Here is a 17,743-nt window from a genome sequence, read left to right on the forward strand (position 1 = left end):
AAACTTATCACATTCTATAATTTTAATGTAATTTACTTATGCTGTAGCATTCGGTATGATAGAAGAGGAGAGAAGCGCTGATTAAGAGCTTTTCAGAAGATTTAAAGGAGGAACTAAAAAATGGCAAAGAGCAGTTTGCACAACAGCCGCACTTCTTTTGAGCTAAATGACAAAACGTATAACTATTACCGTTTAGCTGCATTAGAAGAAGCAGGTATCGCTAAAGTATCACGCCTACCTTATTCGATTAAAGTTCTATTGGAATCCGTATTGCGTCAGCACGACGGATATGTCATCAATGACGAGCACGTTGAAGAATTAGCAAAATGGGGCAAAGATGCCAACAAAGAAGCAGAAGTTCCATTCAAGCCTTCACGCGTTATCCTACAAGATTTCACAGGAGTACCAGTAGTAGTTGATTTGGCTGCACTTCGTTCAGCAATGGCTGAAATGGGTGGAGATCCAAACAAAATTAACCCTGAAATTCCTGTAGATCTTGTTATTGACCACTCTGTACAAGTTGATAGATATGGTACAGAAGATGCACTACGCATCAACATGGAACTTGAATTTGATCGCAACGCTGAGCGTTACCAGTTCCTTAGCTGGGCTCAAAAAGCATACGATAACTACCGTGCAGTACCACCTGCAACTGGTATCGTGCACCAAGTTAACCTTGAGTACTTGGCAAACGTTGTTCATGCAGTTGAAAACACAGACGGCACATTTGAAACTTTCCCTGATACATTGTTCGGTACAGATTCCCATACAACAATGATCAATGGTATTGGTGTTCTTGGATGGGGCGTTGGTGGTATTGAAGCTGAAGCAGGAATGCTTGGACAACCTTCATACTTCCCAATTCCAGAAGTTATCGGCGTTAAATTGACGGGTGAACTTCCAAACGGTGCAACTGCTACTGATTTGGCTTTAAAAGTTACTCAAACATTACGTAAAAAAGGCGTTGTTGGTAAATTTGTTGAGTTCTTCGGTCCTGGTGTTACAACATTACCACTTGCTGACCGTGCAACAATTGCGAACATGGCTCCTGAATACGGCGCAACTTGTGGTTTCTTCCCAGTTGACGAAGAAGCACTAGATTACATGCGTTTAACTGCACGTGACGAAGAGCAAATCGCTGTAACGAAAAAATATCTACAAGCAAACGACATGTTCTTTACTGTAGATAACGAAGATCCAATCTACACGGATTTAGTAGAAATTGATCTTTCTGATATCGAACCAAACCTTGCAGGACCAAAACGTCCACAAGATTTGATTCCTTTATCTCAAATGAAAACTGAGTTCAACAAAGCTGTAACAGGTGAAGAAGGACCTCACGGTTTTGCACTTGATGAAGCTGAAATTGAAAAAACAGCAACAGTTAACTTTAAAGACGGCAGATCTGTTGAGATGAAGACCGGTGCATTAGCAATTGCAGCGATCACATCTTGTACAAACACTTCTAACCCGTACGTAATGCTTGGTGCTGGATTAGTAGCGAAAAAAGCAGTTGAAAAAGGATTAACTCCACCTGCTTACGTGAAAACTTCATTAGCTCCAGGATCTAAAGTTGTTACAGGTTACTTGAACGATTCTGGTTTATTGGATTACATGAACCAAATCGGCTTTAACTTAGTAGGATACGGCTGTACAACTTGTATCGGTAACTCAGGTCCATTGCTTCCAGAAATCGAAGAAGCAATTCTTGATAACGATTTACTAGTATCATCTGTATTGTCTGGTAACCGTAACTTTGAAGGACGTATTCACCCGCTTGTAAAAGCAAACTACTTGGCATCTCCAATGTTAGTTGTTGCTTATGCACTTGCTGGTACTGTGGATATCGACTTTGAAGTTGATCCAATCGGTAAAGACAAAGAAGGAAACGATGTCTTCTTCAAAGATATCTGGCCAACAACTGAAGAAATCAAGAAAACTGTTAAAGATACAGTTACTCCAGAATTGTTCCGTAAAGAATACGAGCACGTATTTAACGAGAACGAAGCATGGAATGCAATTGAAACAAACGACGATTCTTTATATGAGTTTGATTCGACATCAACTTATATTCAAAACCCGCCGTTCTTTGAAGGTCTTTCTAAAGAGCCAGCTCCAATCCAAGCATTATCTGACCTTCGTGTAGTTGCGAAATTCGCAGACTCTATCACGACTGACCATATTTCACCAGCTGGTGCGATTGGTAAAGATACGCCAGCAGGTTTATACCTACGTGAAAACGGCGTTGAGCCTCGTAACTTTAACTCTTACGGATCTCGTCGTGGTAACCACGAAGTTATGATGCGCGGAACATTCGCTAACATCCGTATCCGTAACCAAGTAGCTCCAGATACAACTGGTGGTTACACAACTTACTGGCCAACGGGCGAAACTATGGCGATTTACGATGCAGCTATGAAGTATCAAGAACAAGGCACAGGTCTTGTTGTCTTGACTGGTAAAGATTACGGCATGGGTTCTTCTCGTGACTGGGCTGCTAAAGGAACATTCCTTTTAGGCATTAAAACAGTTATCGCAGAAAGCTATGAGCGTATTCACCGTTCAAACCTAGTGATGATGGGTGTTCTACCGTTGCAATTTGTTAACGGTGAAAGCGCAGATTCTCTTGGATTAACGGGACGCGAAACGATTAGCGTTAACTTAACTGATGATGTGAAACCACGCGACCTTCTAACTGTTACAGCTACTGCTGAAGACGGTAAAGTAACTGAGTTCCAAGTATTAGCACGTTTTGATTCTGAAGTGGAAGTAGATTACTTCCGTCACGGTGGAATCTTGCAAATGGTGCTACGTAACAAATTGCTAGAAGTGTAAGAATGATACGAAAAGGCTGTTGGGGAAACCCAACAGCCTTTTTTTTTATGATTTCACGAAACGTCTATCGAACATTCAAAAAGCATTTTCTTGTATACTAGTTATGAGGTGAAGAGGAAATGTACATAAGCGAAAAAGAAATTGAAATCCGTTACGCCGAAACGGATCAAATGGGCGTTGTTTATCACGCCAACTACATCATCTGGCTTGAAATAGGGCGCACCAAATTGATTGAAGATATAGGATTTACGTATGCAGGTATGGAAAAAGACGGGTACATCTCGCCGGTTGTTGATATTTCCATTCAATACAAAGCAGCACTCCGCTATGGTCAAAAAGCGTTTGTCCGCACGTGGGTAGAAGAGCATGGGCGTTTGCGAACAAAATACGGCTATGAAATTGTCCATGAAGATGGAACAATCGCTGCTACTGCTTTATCTGAACATGTCGTTGTAAAAAAAGAAACGTTTCGTCCTGTGTCCATCCAAAAAGTTTTTCCAGAATGGCATAAAAAATACGAAGAAATCAAAAAGCAGGTTCCTGATGGCGTTCGGAATTAAACGAGATGAACTCGAACGTTGGAAGCAAGGAGTCGATCGCGGTGAAATTTCGTTTTTAACGCATTATTGGGTAGACGATCGCTTTCCTGGCTGTAATACAGTCACAAAAGTGGGGTGCTGTGACTTAGATAAGCTAGAATCTTGGGGGAAACAGTACGGATTGCAACGTGAGTGGATGGATTTACGAGGCAATTACCCACATTTTGATTTATTTGGCGACCGCCAGCGGGCGATTTTGCAACAAGAAGGCCATTATGAGCAACTGAATAAACTAGAAAAATAATAGGACATGAGCTAGTCATGTGCCAAAATGCAAATACGAAAAGTGTTGGAAAGGTTTTTTCCAACACTTTTTTTGTGTTTTATACTTAAAAACAGGATGATTCTGAACAAAAAAGAACGAGTAAGTACATTTTTTCAACAAAAAAACTATAGACAACTCAAACAATAAGAGTTTATCTATAGTCTCGCAAGATTATTCATGCTTTTTATTTTTTGTATGAATAATCGAGTTCGTGTAAGTCATCGTTAACACTGACATCAAGATTGTGGCCGTCAAAATACCAAGCATCGCTTTGTTCGATAAAATAAGTAACGTTATCTTCTTCTACTTTTGCCTCGATTTCATACGGTTGATCTTTTGTCACGCCGAGGGAAAAACCAGGCTGTAGCTTGCTTGAGCCGCCATAACGAACGAAAAAGCGTACAGCTTCTCCAGAATTAACTTCCATTTCTTTTTTAAACCAATCGAGCGCGTCGTTGCTAATGTTAATTTGCATATTACACGTCCTTTCACTGGTTACATCCAGCTGATTTTTGGTTCAGTGCCTGCTCGTATTCGGGAAATATTGGCGCGATGCCGGAAAATAATGAATAACGCCAATAAATAAATGACCGCCATAAACAAGTAGTCTGCAGAAAAAATGGCGTAAATAGTAATGTAAATGATGAAAACAAGCGCTAAAATAATTGATGATAATGATACCATTTTCGTGATTTTTAATGCAATTAAAAACACCGCAACTGCCATAATAAACAATGGCCATTGGTAGCCAATTAAGATCCCGCCAGAAGTGGCAACAGCTTTGCCGCCTTTAAATTTAGCAAATACCGGAAAAATATGACCAATAACAGCTAATACACCAAATACTAACGGATGGATGTCCGTTGCGATAAAGAGGGGAATCAACGTAGCCGCTGTTCCTTTTAGTATATCTAAAATGGTCACCGCAATGCCGGCTTTTTTTCCAAGTGTCCGAAATGTGTTTGTAGCTCCTAAATTGCCACTTCCTTGCGTACGGATATCAGTTTTGTAAAATAGTTTTCCAACCCATAAGGCAGAAGGAATCGAGCCAAGCAAGTAAGCTAATAGTAGGGGAAGCAGTATAGTCATGATGAACTCCTTTACACAACCTTATTTTGTATTTTTAGTTTACCATGACTGAAGTTCTTTAAACAATAGTCGACAGATTATTCAACAGGCAGAACAAAATCGTGTATGATAGAATAAAAAAGGACAGGTGAACATTTTGGAAAATCCTAGCCGTAACGAAATTAAAAATGTACTCGACCAAGCAAAAACAATAGCTGTGGTCGGGCTTAGTCCAAATCCTAGCCGTACGTCTTATGTGGTAGCAGAAGCGATGAAGCGAGCAGGTTACCGGATCATACCGGTAAATCCGTTGGCAGATTCGGTAATGGGTGAGAAAAGCTATGCCCGTTTGAGCGATATCCCAGAAAAGGTAGATATCGTGAACGTTTTTCGCCGTAGCGAGTTTTTAGAAGAAATTGCAGATGAATTTATGAAAATCGATTGTCCAGTTTTTTGGACACAATTAAATGTAGTAGATGAAAACGTATTTAATCGGTTGACTGATGCAGGGTACACAGTCATTATGGATCGTTGCATCAAAGTGGAATACGCCATTCTGAAATAGGCAATACCGCTAAAGGGCGCTCAGCGCTCTTTTTCTATGAAGTTTGACAGATGGTCTAGAAATAGCATACGATTAAGATAGAGTGAAAAGCGAACAAACGTTTGTTGGAGGGAATTAGATGGCTAAAATTCAAAATACGGCATACAACGAAGAAGCAATTCAAGTACTCGAAGGCTTAGATGCCGTTAGAAAACGTCCGGGGATGTATATCGGCTCGACAGATACGCGTGGACTGCATCATTTGGTCTATGAAATTGTCGACAACTCGGTCGATGAAGCGCTTGCAGGACACGGAGATAAAATTTCCGTTACGATCCACGAAGATAACAGCATTAGTGTTCGAGATTACGGACGTGGTATGCCTACGGGAATGCACCGCAGCGGGAAACCGACGCCAGAAGTGATTTTAACTGTGCTACATGCTGGGGGTAAATTTGGTCAAGGTGGCTATAAAACAAGTGGAGGGCTTCACGGAGTGGGTGCCTCTGTTGTAAACGCATTGTCTAGCTTTTTAGAAGTGACAATTTATCGCGATGGCAAAAAATACCGTCAACGTTTTGAAAATGGCGGAAAGCCTGTGACGACTTTAGAAGAAATTGGCTCTACAAAAGAAACCGGGACGATGATTCATTTCTTACCGGATGAATCTATTTTTTCTGTTTCAAAATACAATTATGAAACGCTTTCTGAACGATTGCGCGAATCTGCTTTCTTGTTAAAAGGATTAAAAATTGAGCTATTCGATCAACGTACAGAAGCGAAAGACGTTTTTCATTACGAAACTGGGATTGAAGCTTTTGTTTCTTACTTGAACGAAGAAAAAGATGTGCTTCATCCGGTCGCGTATATTGAAGGCCAACAAGATGAAATGGAAATCGAATTTTCGTTCCAGTTTAATGATGGTTATTCTGAGACCATTTTATCGTTTGTAAACAACGTCCGTACGCGTGACGGCGGCACACATGAAACCGGTGCAAAAGCAGCGATGACACGTGTTTTCAATGATTACGCCCGGAAAATTAATTTGTTAAAAGACAAAGATAAAAACTTAGAAGGCTCTGATATTCGTGAAGGATTGGCCGCAATTGTATCCGTCCGCATTCCAGAAGCTTTATTGCAGTTTGAAGGACAAACGAAAAGTAAATTAGGAACGAGTGAAGCGCGCAGTATCGTCGATTCAGTAGTTTCTCAAAAACTTATGTACTTTTTGGAAGAAAACGCAGACTTGAGCGCCTCGTTAGTTCGAAAAGCCATTCGCGCAGCACAAGCACGACTAGCTGCAAGAAAAGCTAGAGAAGATGCGCGAAACGGCAAAAAACGCAAGAAATCAGATGCGTTGCTGTCGGGTAAACTAACACCTGCGCAATCACGCAATGCTAAAAAGAATGAGCTTTACTTAGTAGAGGGTGACTCTGCTGGTGGATCTGCTAAACAAGGACGCGACAGAACATTCCAAGCAATCTTGCCGCTACGCGGAAAAGTTGTAAATACTGAAAAAGCAAAACTTGAAGAAATTATGAAAAACGAAGAGATTTCAACGATTATTCATGCCATTGGTGGCGGGGTTTCATCTGACTTTTCAATTGATGACATCGCTTATAACAAAATAATTATCATGACCGATGCCGATACGGATGGTGCGCATATTCAAGTGCTTCTGTTAACATTCTTTTTCCGTTACATGAAACCTTTGATTGAAGCAGGAAAAGTGTTTATCGCACTTCCGCCATTGTATAAAGTATCAAAAGGTCTCGGTAAAAAAGAAGTGATTGATTACGCATGGACTGAAGCCGACCTAGATGCCTCGATTAAAAAAGTTGGAAAAGGTTACACACTCCAGCGTTACAAAGGTTTGGGTGAGATGAACGCAGACCAATTATGGGAAACAACCATGAATCCGGAAACCCGCACATTAATCCGTGTAACGATTGAAGACAGTGCACGCGCAGAACGCGGCATTACAACATTGATGGGCGACAAAGTAGAACCACGTCGTCGCTGGATTGAAAGCAATGTCGATTTCGGACTTGAAGAAGATAGCAATATTTTAGAAAATGATTTGATTCACGCTGAGGAGGAACTGGTATGACACAAGCCGAAAGATTTCAAGATTTGCCATTAGAAGAAGTAATTGGCGATCGATTTGGCCGTTACAGTAAATACATTATCCAAGACCGAGCACTTCCAGATGCTCGTGACGGATTAAAACCTGTTCAGCGCCGAATTTTATATGCGATGTACCACGAAGGCAATACCAATGATAAAGCGTTTCGTAAATCGGCCAAAACCGTTGGTAACGTCATCGGTAACTATCATCCACACGGAGATAGTTCGGTTTATGAAGCCATGGTTCGTTTAAGTCAAGATTGGAAAATTCGTCATATGCTTGTTGAAATGCATGGGAATAACGGTTCGATGGATGGCGATTCACCAGCTGCGATGCGTTACACGGAAGCTCGGCTTTCGGCGATTTCTTCAGAACTATTGCGTGACATCGACAAACGAACGGTAGATTTTATCCCGAACTTTGATGATTCGGATATGGAACCAACCGTTTTACCGGCACGTTTTCCGAATCTTTTAGTGAATGGCTCGACGGGTATTTCTGCAGGTTATGCCACAGATATCCCGCCACATGCACTTCACGAAGTACTAGATGCGGTATTAATGCGCATGGATAACCCGCAAGCGACAGTTGCAGAGTTGATGACCGTCATTAAAGGACCAGATTTCCCAACAGGTGGCATTATTCAAGGCGTAGATGGCATTAAAAAAGCCTATGAAACGGGGAAAGGTAAGATTATTGTCCGTTCTAAAGCTGAAATCGAACCGTTAAAAGGCGGGAAAGAACAAATCGTCATTACAGAAATTCCATTTGAAGTCAACAAAGCCAATATGATCAAGAAAATAGACGATCATCGCTTTGACCGCAAACTCGAAGGCATTTCTGAAGTACGAGATGAATCGGATCGAAGCGGTTTGCGCATAGTGATTGAGCTGAAAAAAGATGTGCAAGCACAAGGGATTTTAAGTTATTTGTATAAAAACACCGATTTGCAAGTAAGCTATAATTTCAATATGGTGGCAATTTACAAACGTCGCCCAACGATGATGACGTTGCAAACGATGTTAGATGCCTATATTGAACACCAAAAAGAAGTAATTACAAAACGCTCTGAATTTGATTTGCAAAAAGCTAGTGATCGCATGCACATTGTTGAAGGTTTGATGAAAGCATTATCGATATTAGATAAAGTGATTAAAACAATCCGCTCTTCTACCGACAAGCGTGATGCAAAAAACAACTTAATCGCTGCATTTGATTTTTCAGAAGCACAAGCAGAAGCGATTGTTTCGCTGCAACTTTACCGATTAACAAATACGGATATTACGGATTTGCAAAAAGAAGAAGATAGTCTGAAAAAGACGATTGCTGAATTGACAGGCATTTTAACTAGCTCGACTAAGTTGAAAAATGTTATTAAAAAAGAATTAGCAAACATCCGCAAACAATTTGCAGAACCGCGCCGCTCAGTGATCGAAGATAAAATAGAAGAAATTACAATTACGCGCGAAATCATGATTCCAAGTGAAGAAGTAGTCGTAACTGTCACGAGAGAAGGCTATGTGAAACGTACGAGTACACGGTCATATGCTGCTTCGAACGGCAAAGATTTTGCGATGAAAGAAACGGATCATTTACTTTTTGAAGGCAATTTAAATACGCAGCATACCATTCTAATTTTCACTACTGCGGGTAATTTCGTCTTCCAACCGATCAACGAACTGCCAGACATTAAGTGGAAAGACTTGGGGCAGCATTTATCAAGTATTATTCAATTAGATGCCAATGAATCTGTTCTTGCTGTTTATCCATTTGAAAACTTTGATGCAGATGCCAGTATTTTAACGGTCTCTAAATTAGGGCAAGTTAAACGTTCTGCGTTAAAAGATTATCAAATTCAGCGCTATTCACGTACGGTGAAAACCATGAATTTGAAATCTGGTGATGCGATGATATACGCGGGTCTTGTGACAAAAGAAACCGAATTATTCATTGGCACAAACCAAGCTTACGGTGTTCGTTTCCCACTTGAAGAAGTTCCTCTTACAGGACTGCGAACAGGTGGCGTAAAAGGTGTAAACTTAAAAGGTGATGATGAAGCTGTCTCAGCAATCTTAATTGACCCAGAAGTTAAACAAGAACTGGTACTTGTTACTCACCGAGGCGCAGCTAAAAAAATGAAGTTAGATGAATTCGAAAGTGGCAGTCGTGCAAAACGTGGCGTTGTAATGCTACGTGAATTAAAATCGAATCCTCACCGTGTAGTCGCTGTAATTGGCGCAACCGGAAAAGAGGAAATCATTTTAGAAACAGCTAAAGGTCTTCGCATACCACTAGTAGCGAATTCATTAAAAAATGTAGATCGTTATTCAAATGGGTCATTCATAGCGGATGAATCTTCTGATGGAAAAGTAGTCGCTGCTTATAGATTGAATACAAAAGAATAACATGAATAACCCACTCTTATGAATATATAGAGTGGGTTATTTTTTTGGTTAAAAAAAAAACTCTATTCATTTGAATTCTTTTATCAAAATCTGAAATATTCATTTTTATTCTAAAATGAATTGAAATGAATAATTATTCTCAGGTGAATGCTATTCATTTCAACAAACAGCAAAAAGCATATTAAACTTTTCTTATAATTGTCAAAATCTTCTCGACATTAATAGGCTTTAATGTGTTAGAGTAGTGAGATAAATAAAAATAAGAGGGTGACAACTATGACTAAGAGCAACATCAAAGAGCTCGATAGAAAACAATTAGTGAAGAAAGTATCCGTAGAAGAAATTATGGTAGCCAACCAGGCGCTCAAGGACGTTGTCATCAAGACACCTTTGCAAAAAAATGAACTGCTCTCAGCACGGTATGAATGCAATGTCTATTTAAAACGAGAAGATCTTCAAGTAGTAAGATCTTTTAAACTGCGAGGTGCCTATAACTTCATCCGTAGTCTAGATGCAACAGAACGCTCAAAAGGAGTTGTCTGTGCAAGTGCTGGTAACCATGCTCAAGGGGTAGCGTATTCTTGTTTCGCTCTTGGCATTGAAGGAAAAATCTTCATGCCTTTAACCACGCCTCGTCAAAAAGTATCTCAAGTAAAACGTTTTGGTGGAGACCAAGTTTCGGTTGTTTTAGTGGGAGATACATTTGATGATTCGTTTTCAGCAGCGATGGAGTACTGTACAGCTGAAGAAAAAGTATTTGTTCATCCATTTAACGACACAAGCGTCATCGCAGGACAAGGAACGGTTGCAGTGGAAGTGTTAAATGATATGCAAGAACCTGTTGATTATATGTTTTGTGCAATTGGCGGTGGGGGATTGACTGCGGGCGTTGGTTCTTACTTAAAAGGAATCAGTCCAAAAACGAAGTTGGTTGGTGTTGAACCGGCAGGCGCTGCTAGCATGAAAACGTCATTAGCAAATGGCAAAGTAACGCGTCTAGATACAATTGATACGTTTGTAGACGGTGCTGCAGTTAAACAAGTTGGAGATGTAACAATGGCGATTTGCGCAGACGTGTTAGACGACATTGCATTGGTTCCAGAAGGCAAAGTGTGTACGACGATTTTGCAGCTGTATAACGAAAATGCAATTGTTGCAGAACCCGCAGGTGCGTTATCTGTCGCGGCCCTAGATTTTTATAAAGACGAAATCAAAGGGAAAAACATTGTTTGCGTCATTAGTGGAGGCAATAACGACATTGAACGGATGCAAGAAATTAAAGAGAAATCATTGATTTACGAAGGATTGAAACATTATTTTATCGTCTCTTTCCCACAACGTGCAGGTGCGCTGCGCAAGTTTATGGGGCAAGTACTAGGTGAAACAGACGACATTACTCATTTTGAATACACGAAACGGACAAATCGCGACGAAGGACCGGTACTTGTTGGCATTGAACTGAAAAGTCCAGACGACTATGAACCGCTCGTCAAACGCATGACCGATAGTGGTTTTCCGTACAAAGAAATTAACAACGATTCACTGCTGTTTAATTTATTGATTTAGTCATACTGACAGGACGTCTACTCAAAAGAGGGGGACGTCCTTTTTTTTGTTAAAACAGATTTCTCGTTAAATGATATAGTAAAGATAACGAGAAAATGGAGTGATGGTAATGGAGAAACGGTGTTTATGGGCACAAAGCAACGCGCTCATGCAAGCTTATCACGACACTGAGTGGTGTAAACCAAGTAAAGACGAGCAATACATTTTCGAAATGCTCACATTAGAAGGTGCACAAGCCGGCTTATCGTGGAATATTGTGTTGTCTAAACGACAAGCTTACCTTGAGGCCTTTCAAAATTTCGATATTGCCTATTGTGCAAATTTAACAGATGAAAGCTTAGTTTCTATCAAAGAAAATTATGGCGTGATCAAGCACGGCACAAAAATCGCATCTGTTCGATCTAATGCGCAAGCCATCTTAAGCATACAAAAAGAATGGGGCAGTTTTGCTGATTACTTATGGAGCTTTACGAATGGGGAAATCATCGACAACAAATGGCTGAATGATGATCAACTACCCGCTCAATCTCCTCTGTCTGTTCAATTAAGTAAAGAGCTGAAAAAAAGAGGGTTTAAGTTTGTAGGCCCTGTTACTACTTACTCATTTATGCAAGCCATTGGAATGGTAAACGATCACATCAAGAGTTGCATTTGTCGCACTTGAAATGTGAAATCAAACTAAAATGAATAAGGTAAGTACATGAATTAAAGGAATCTTTTTAATTGCACAAGGGATTTCCAGTTAAATGCAGAATAAAGGTAAAGAAGGTAACAAGTCATAGGCGCATTCCGGACTAGAACTTAATGCAGTTAGACTGTTTTCAGTAGGTGGATCAAGACTAATTTTCTTGCTAGAGCTTAGGATGCCACTGCTGTAAACTAAGAGACAAGGAAGCTTTTTTCAGCTTAAGCAACATCATGCTTTTGTAATAAGACGAATAGACTTGTAAACATGAGACTTAAAGGAGGAGACAAAATGATGAACTTAAAATACTTAGATTTATTAGCGCAAAAATACGATTGTGAAGAAAAAGTCGCTACTGAAATCATTAACCTTGAGTCCATACTGGATCTACCTAAAGGGACCGAACATTTTGTCAGTGATTTGCACGGAGAGTTTCAAGCGTTTCAACATGTATTGCGGAACGGCTCCGGAAACGTAAAAGTAAAAATTAAAGATTTGTTTAAAAACGAATTATCTGAAGAAGAATTGAACGAATTCGCTACGCTTGTTTATTATCCAGAAGAAAAACTGCTAATGATTAAAAGTCACTTTAACAGTAAAGCAGAGCTGCATGATTGGTACATAGAAGTTATTGAGCGGCTGCTGAAACTGATCGCCTACGCCTCGTCAAAGTACACTCGCTCGAAATTAAGGAAAGCGCTACCAAAACAATTTGTTTACATTATTGAAGAGTTATTGTATAAGACAGATGAATTTAAAAACAAAAAAGAATATTATGCGAAAATGGTGACGCAAATTATTTCTTTAGGACAAGCGGATAAATTGATCGTGGGGTTGGCTTATACGACTCAGCGACTAGTTGTAGACCACCTGCATGTCGTCGGAGACATTTATGACCGGGGACCAGATCCACATAAAATCGTAGACACGCTCATTGATTACCATTCGGTGGATGTTCAGTGGGGAAATCATGACGTTTTATGGATCGGTGCATATGCGGGTTCGAAAGTATGCTTAGCGAATATTTTACGGATTTGTGCGCGGTATAATAACTTAGATATTATTGAAGATGTTTACGGGATTAACTTACGCCCATTACTGAATTTGGCGGAGAAATATTATGAAGACAATCCGGCTTTTCGACCGAAAAGAATATCGGATGAAAAAATGACAGAACAAGAACAACTGCAAATCACTAAAATTCATCAAGCGATTTCCATTATCCAATTTAAACTGGAAAGTCCTATTATTAAAAGACGTCCGTGTTTTGACATGCGCGATCGTTTACTGCTCGAAAAAGTCGACTATGATAAAAACGAAGCAACGATTCACGGGAAAACGTATCCATTAGAAAACACGTGCTTTGCGACCATCAATCCCGCACAACCAGATGAATTGTTAGAGGAAGAAAAACAAGTAATCGACAAATTGCTATTTTCGGTTCAACATTCAGAAAAACTAGCGCGTCACATGAATTTTTTGATGAAAAAAGGCAGTTTGTATTTGAAATACAATGGCAATTTGCTTATTCATGGATGCATACCGTTAGATGAAGATGGCAATATGGAGAAAATGGAGATTGAAGGAAAGTCATATGCAGGACGTGAACTGCTCGATGTTTTTGAACGTTATTTGCGTACGTCATTTGCACATCCAGAAGAAACAGATGATTTTGCGACCGATATGGTGTGGTATTTGTGGACGGGTGAATATTCATCGCTATTTGGCAAACGAGAAATGACGACTTTTGAGCGTTACTTTATTCAAGATAAAGAAACACATAAAGAGCGAAAAAACCCGTATTATTATTTACGTGAAGACGAAGACATGTGCCGGAAAATACTAGCTGAATTTGATATGAATCCCGATCATGGGCGGATTATTAATGGGCATACCCCTGTAAAAGAGCGGGACGGCGAAAACCCAATCAAAGCAAATGGCAAAATGTTAGTGATTGATGGCGGGTTTTCAAAAGCTTACCAATCGACTACCGGAATTGCCGGATACACATTGCTTTATAATTCTTATGGCATGCAACTAGTCGCTCATCAATTGTTCAATTCAAAAGAAGAAGTTCTGCAAAATGGGACAGATGTTTTATCGGTAAAACGATTGGTTGATGAAGAATTAGAACGAAAAAAAGTAAGAGAAACCAACATTGGGGAATGCCTCCAACAAGAAATTCAGAATTTAAATAGTTTAAGAGAATATCGTTATATGAAACCTGTGAGAAGGTCGTAAAGATAGAAAAAGAAGAGGTGCATCCATGTACCTCTTCTTTTCTATGTGAAAATAATGATTGAAAAAGTAAATAGTATAAAAGAAATGGTGAAATATATTTTAATAGTGCAAAACTCTTTATGATAAGTCCCAAAAATAATATACTATAAGAATAGATAATTAAGATTAAAAGCTAAAAATCTACAATTTACGTTTATTTAGAGCGGAGCGAATAAAATGTTGAAAGAACAAGAAAGATATTCGAGGCTGGCAGAAATCACAAGAATCATCAACACGAAGCTAGAATTACAAGATATGCTTCAACATGTCGCAGCGGCGATTTCAGAGGAAATTGTTCAATGTGATGCTATCGGTATTTATCTTCCTGATAGCGAAGGAGTATTCCGAGCTGTAGCAGGTAAGCCTGAAGCAATCAATGGTCAGCCGTTGACTGATCAGAAAATAGATTTGGATGATGATCCACTTGCAAATGAAATTGCCACTACAAAACAAGTGGTTTACATTCCCGATACATCAATGGACTTACGTCCGAATGCTGCAGCTTTAGCAGCATTTAATATAAAGTCACTTCTAGGACTGCCCATTATTTATGAGCAGCATTTATATGGTCTTGTGTTCTTATTTGATAATGGAAAGAAAATGGACTTAACCGAAAATCAAATTCAAAGTGTAGAAGCTTATGTCAATATGGCAGCTGTAGCTATTCAAAATGCGGCTAACCTTAAACAAAAAGAGCAGTTGCTTGCAGAAAAAGAACTACTTCTCGACGTAAACAACGAGCTTGCCAAATGCTCCACTGTAAGCGAAAGCATAAATACCTGTTTTCATTATTTAGAAAAAGTTGCCGAGTTTAAAAATGTAGCTATTTTTTTAAGAACTCCTGATCATTCAAACACTGTTTACTTAAAAGAAGTAAATAACAAGTCAAATTGGTCCAAGCCTGAATGGGAACGAATTATTGATGATTTCCAATCCACTACGAATTCTGACACAGTTATCAAAGACATTATTAAGAAAAAACACATTCGTTTTATACCTTCTGAAGAAAAATGTCGGTTACTTTTTATCCCTTTAATCTCAAAAGGAGCTGTCTTTGGAGTGGTTGCAATCGCTTGTTTGCTAGAAAAATTGCATACTCACGAGAAAACACAAATTAATTTGGCACAGTCTATTATTAACTCAACTGCAATTACGCTTTCAAACTTAACTTATATGGATCAACTCGAGCATCGGGTGAGAGACCGAACGTTAGAACTAGCAAATGCAAACGAGCGGGTGACAAGTGTTATTGGCAGTATCACAGACGGATTTTTTGCGCTAAATGAAAACTGGGAATTTATCTATATAAATAATCATCAAGTGCTTCCTGAAGGGCGTACCCCAGAAAATGTATTGGGCGAGGAAATATGGTCTGTTTTTCCAGAGCGTTTTAATTCTATTTTATATAAAGAATTTTCTGGAGCCATGCTAAAAAGAATGCCCGTTCATTTTGAAATTGCTTCTGCTGAAGAAGGTTATTGTTATGAAATTGTTGCCTATCCTTTTGATGATGGTATTTGTTGTATGTGTAAAAATACGACAGAAAAGAAACTTTATGAAAATGAATTGAAGCGATTATCAAACTTAGAACTTATTGGACAAATGGCCGCAGGAATCAGCCATGAAATTCGAAATCCAATGACGACGGTTCGTGGGTTTTTGCAGTTGCTTACAGATAACAAAGAATTAGAAGGTTACAATTCGTATTTTGAACTTATGATTGAAGAACTAGACCGGGCAAACTCCATCATTTCTGAATTTTTATCGATGGGCAATACGAGGTCGTCGGATTTAAAAATGCAAAATTTAAATGCCATTATTACCGATATCGCACCTTTGTTGAAAATTGATACGTTTAGTCAAAATAAGTTTATTGAAATCGAAACAATGGATTTACCTGATCTCCTGTTAAACCGAAATGAAATACGTCAATTGCTCATAAACATCTGTCGAAATGGACTTGAAGCAATGAACCCAGGAGAAATGTTGTCGATACGAACATATATTGAAAATGACAATACGGTCGTTTTGGAAATCGAAGACGAAGGAATGGGCATGAGTGAAGAAATATTAAAGAAAATTGGCACACCATTTTATACAACTAAAGACAATGGCACAGGCCTTGGACTCGGAGTTTCGTATGCGATTGCTGCTCGTCATCGAGCTAAAATCGATGTTCAGTCAAGCAGTGACGGAACCATTTTTTCATTTAAATTTCAATTATAATAAATGAAATTTAAATAAATCGGCTATATTAAATTTATAAGACTAGAGACAAACTTGAGCTGTTCGAGTTGTCTCTAGTCTTTTCTTTAAATTAGATGGTAAAAAGATAAACGTAGCTTGCGTCATTTTAATAAGTCAGTAGCACTTTTTATCGCTGTCTCATATAATTACTAAATAGTTACAAATAGAAGGAGTGAAATTGAATGGTCCATAGTACAGACATGTCAACTCCCAAACATATCTTATCTGCAGCAGCTGTAGTATTAAATGAACAAGGTGAATTGTTATTGATCAAAGGTCCGCGCAGAGGGTGGGAAATGCCCGGTGGACAAGTAGAAGAAGGAGAATCGCTTACAGAAGCGACTATTCGCGAAGTAAAAGAAGAAACTGGAATCGATATTGAAATCCAAAAATTTTGTGGTGTGTATCAAAATGTAGAAAGTTCCATTTGCAATACCTTGTTTATAGCAAAACCCATCGGCGGACAATTAACCACGTCAGCAGAAAGCCTCGAAGTCGCGTATTATCCGATTAGCGAAGCGTTAGAAATGGTAACATGGAAAAACTTCAGGAATAGAATCGAGCATTGTCTCGATGAGCGCAAGCAGCCATTTTATGTAGCATTTTAAACGGAGAAAAGACCAAGAGCAGGATGTTGAGCTCTTGGTCATTTTCGTTTATTCCTCTTCTTCAAGGTCTTCAATTAGCTTTTTCATTTCGGCAATTTCTTTTCGTTGTGCTTCTATAATCGAGTCTGCTAATTCACGAACGCGAGGGTCTGAAATGTTGGCGCGTTCACTCGTCAAAATCGCAATTGAATGATGGGGAATCATAGCTTCCATCCACTTAACATCTTCGATTAAGGTTTGACTGCGAACAAGCCATAACGATAGGGCAAAAACAACGGCACTCGTCCCAAGAATCACCGCATTGGCTTTTTTGTTTTTGTACATTGGCCACATAAACAGCAACATAACAATCGCCATTGTAGAGCCCATGATCAATGCCATATATACCCGGGTTTCACTATAGAAAATGTGATCAAACTGAAATGTGTTTAAAAATGTTAACCAATACATGATAAAAGCTGAAGTCAAAATCATCACTGTAAATTTTACATACGCATTCATCTATACTCCTCC

The 17,743-nt window shown here is 39.2% G+C and carries 14 protein-coding genes; 11 read left to right on the forward strand and 3 right to left on the reverse strand.

Features of this window, described 5'->3' with window-relative positions:
- Nucleotides 1-120: 120 nt before the first annotated feature.
- The 3 genes from acnA to GPDM_RS06345 all read left to right on the forward strand — a co-directional run bounded on the left by acnA (nt 121) and on the right by GPDM_RS06345 (nt 3,678).
- Nucleotides 121-2,835, forward strand: a complete 2,715-nt coding sequence (gene acnA / locus GPDM_RS06335) for an aconitate hydratase AcnA (RefSeq protein WP_008430041.1) — start codon at nt 121-123, stop codon at nt 2,833-2,835.
- A gap of 119 nt (nt 2,836-2,954) precedes the next feature.
- On the forward strand, nt 2,955-3,395 hold the full coding sequence (locus tag GPDM_RS06340) for an acyl-CoA thioesterase (RefSeq protein WP_008430042.1): 441 nt from the start codon (nt 2,955-2,957) through the stop codon (nt 3,393-3,395).
- On the forward strand, nt 3,379-3,678 hold the full coding sequence (locus tag GPDM_RS06345; protein ID WP_008430043.1) for a hypothetical protein: 300 nt from the start codon (nt 3,379-3,381) through the stop codon (nt 3,676-3,678). The genes GPDM_RS06340 and GPDM_RS06345 overlap by 17 nt, the downstream gene beginning before the upstream one ends.
- Before the next feature lie 205 nt (nt 3,679-3,883).
- On the opposite strand, the gene GPDM_RS06350 is transcribed toward GPDM_RS06345, so the two are convergent.
- Together GPDM_RS06350 and plsY are read right to left on the reverse strand one after the other, a co-directional pair.
- Nucleotides 3,884-4,174 carry a HesB/YadR/YfhF family protein gene (locus GPDM_RS06350; protein WP_008430044.1) on the reverse strand — a complete coding sequence of 97 codons (291 nt, stop codon included), beginning with the start codon at nt 4,172-4,174 and terminating at the stop codon, nt 3,884-3,886.
- A gap of 20 nt (nt 4,175-4,194) precedes the next feature.
- Nucleotides 4,195-4,788 carry a glycerol-3-phosphate 1-O-acyltransferase PlsY gene (gene plsY, locus GPDM_RS06355; RefSeq protein ID WP_008430045.1) on the reverse strand — a complete coding sequence of 198 codons (594 nt, stop codon included), beginning with the start codon at nt 4,786-4,788 and terminating at the stop codon, nt 4,195-4,197.
- A 136-nt stretch (nt 4,789-4,924) separates the two neighbouring features.
- Here plsY and GPDM_RS06360 point away from each other — a divergent pair, with 136 nt between their 5' ends.
- The 8 genes from GPDM_RS06360 to GPDM_RS06395 all read left to right on the forward strand — a co-directional run bounded on the left by GPDM_RS06360 (nt 4,925) and on the right by GPDM_RS06395 (nt 17,230).
- Complete coding sequence (locus tag GPDM_RS06360) at nt 4,925-5,332, forward strand: CoA-binding protein (RefSeq protein ID WP_008430046.1); 408 nt, start codon at nt 4,925-4,927, stop codon at nt 5,330-5,332.
- Nucleotides 5,333-5,450: 118 nt separating this feature from the next.
- On the forward strand, nt 5,451-7,421 hold the full coding sequence (gene parE, locus GPDM_RS06365; protein WP_008430047.1) for a DNA topoisomerase IV subunit B: 1,971 nt from the start codon (nt 5,451-5,453) through the stop codon (nt 7,419-7,421).
- Complete coding sequence (parC, locus tag GPDM_RS06370; RefSeq protein WP_008430048.1) at nt 7,418-9,844, forward strand: DNA topoisomerase IV subunit A; 2,427 nt, start codon at nt 7,418-7,420, stop codon at nt 9,842-9,844. The genes parE and parC overlap by 4 nt, the downstream gene beginning before the upstream one ends.
- Before the next feature lie 276 nt (nt 9,845-10,120).
- Nucleotides 10,121-11,410, forward strand: a complete 1,290-nt coding sequence (gene ilvA, locus GPDM_RS06375) for a threonine ammonia-lyase IlvA (RefSeq protein ID WP_008430049.1) — start codon at nt 10,121-10,123, stop codon at nt 11,408-11,410.
- Between the two features lie 109 nt (nt 11,411-11,519).
- Entirely contained in the window at nt 11,520-12,074 is a 555-nt protein-coding gene (locus tag GPDM_RS06380) for a DNA-3-methyladenine glycosylase I (RefSeq protein ID WP_008430050.1), read from the forward strand.
- A gap of 315 nt (nt 12,075-12,389) precedes the next feature.
- Nucleotides 12,390-14,336, forward strand: coding sequence for a fructose-bisphosphatase class III (locus GPDM_RS06385; protein ID WP_039863018.1), 1,947 nt, complete (start codon nt 12,390-12,392; stop codon nt 14,334-14,336).
- Nucleotides 14,337-14,552: 216 nt separating this feature from the next.
- Entirely contained in the window at nt 14,553-16,601 is a 2,049-nt protein-coding gene (locus GPDM_RS06390; RefSeq protein ID WP_008430053.1) for a GAF domain-containing sensor histidine kinase, read from the forward strand.
- Nucleotides 16,602-16,804: 203 nt separating this feature from the next.
- Nucleotides 16,805-17,230 carry an NUDIX hydrolase gene (locus tag GPDM_RS06395; RefSeq protein ID WP_008430054.1) on the forward strand — a complete coding sequence of 142 codons (426 nt, stop codon included), beginning with the start codon at nt 16,805-16,807 and terminating at the stop codon, nt 17,228-17,230.
- 48 nt (nt 17,231-17,278) lie between these two features.
- Here the strand turns inward: GPDM_RS06395 and GPDM_RS06400 are convergent, their stop codons facing one another.
- Nucleotides 17,279-17,731, reverse strand: coding sequence for a DUF305 domain-containing protein (locus GPDM_RS06400; protein WP_008430055.1), 453 nt, complete (start codon nt 17,729-17,731; stop codon nt 17,279-17,281).
- Nucleotides 17,732-17,743 lie beyond the last annotated feature (12 nt).

This window comes from Planococcus donghaensis MPA1U2 (genome assembly GCF_000189395.1).
GTDB lineage: Bacteria > Bacillota > Bacilli > Bacillales_A > Planococcaceae > Planococcus > Planococcus donghaensis_B.

What these genes read in the sequence shown, in the direction of transcription:
- acnA (WP_008430041.1), top strand. Translation starts at nt 121, where the DNA reads ATGGCAAAGAGCAGTTTGCACAACAGCCGCACTTCTTTTGAGCTAAAT.
- GPDM_RS06340 (WP_008430042.1), top strand. Translation starts at nt 2,955, where the DNA reads ATGTACATAAGCGAAAAAGAAATTGAAATCCGTTACGCCGAAACGGAT.
- GPDM_RS06345 (WP_008430043.1), top strand. Translation starts at nt 3,379, where the DNA reads ATGGCGTTCGGAATTAAACGAGATGAACTCGAACGTTGGAAGCAAGGA.
- GPDM_RS06350 (WP_008430044.1), bottom strand. Translation starts at nt 4,174, where the DNA reads ATGCAAATTAACATTAGCAACGACGCGCTCGATTGGTTTAAAAAAGAA.
- plsY (WP_008430045.1), bottom strand. Translation starts at nt 4,788, where the DNA reads ATGACTATACTGCTTCCCCTACTATTAGCTTACTTGCTTGGCTCGATT.
- parE (WP_008430047.1), top strand. Translation starts at nt 5,451, where the DNA reads ATGGCTAAAATTCAAAATACGGCATACAACGAAGAAGCAATTCAAGTA.
- parC (WP_008430048.1), top strand. Translation starts at nt 7,418, where the DNA reads ATGACACAAGCCGAAAGATTTCAAGATTTGCCATTAGAAGAAGTAATT.
- ilvA (WP_008430049.1), top strand. Translation starts at nt 10,121, where the DNA reads ATGACTAAGAGCAACATCAAAGAGCTCGATAGAAAACAATTAGTGAAG.
- GPDM_RS06380 (WP_008430050.1), top strand. Translation starts at nt 11,520, where the DNA reads ATGGAGAAACGGTGTTTATGGGCACAAAGCAACGCGCTCATGCAAGCT.
- GPDM_RS06385 (WP_039863018.1), top strand. Translation starts at nt 12,390, where the DNA reads ATGAACTTAAAATACTTAGATTTATTAGCGCAAAAATACGATTGTGAA.
- GPDM_RS06390 (WP_008430053.1), top strand. Translation starts at nt 14,553, where the DNA reads ATGTTGAAAGAACAAGAAAGATATTCGAGGCTGGCAGAAATCACAAGA.
- GPDM_RS06395 (WP_008430054.1), top strand. Translation starts at nt 16,805, where the DNA reads ATGGTCCATAGTACAGACATGTCAACTCCCAAACATATCTTATCTGCA.
- GPDM_RS06400 (WP_008430055.1), bottom strand. Translation starts at nt 17,731, where the DNA reads ATGAATGCGTATGTAAAATTTACAGTGATGATTTTGACTTCAGCTTTT.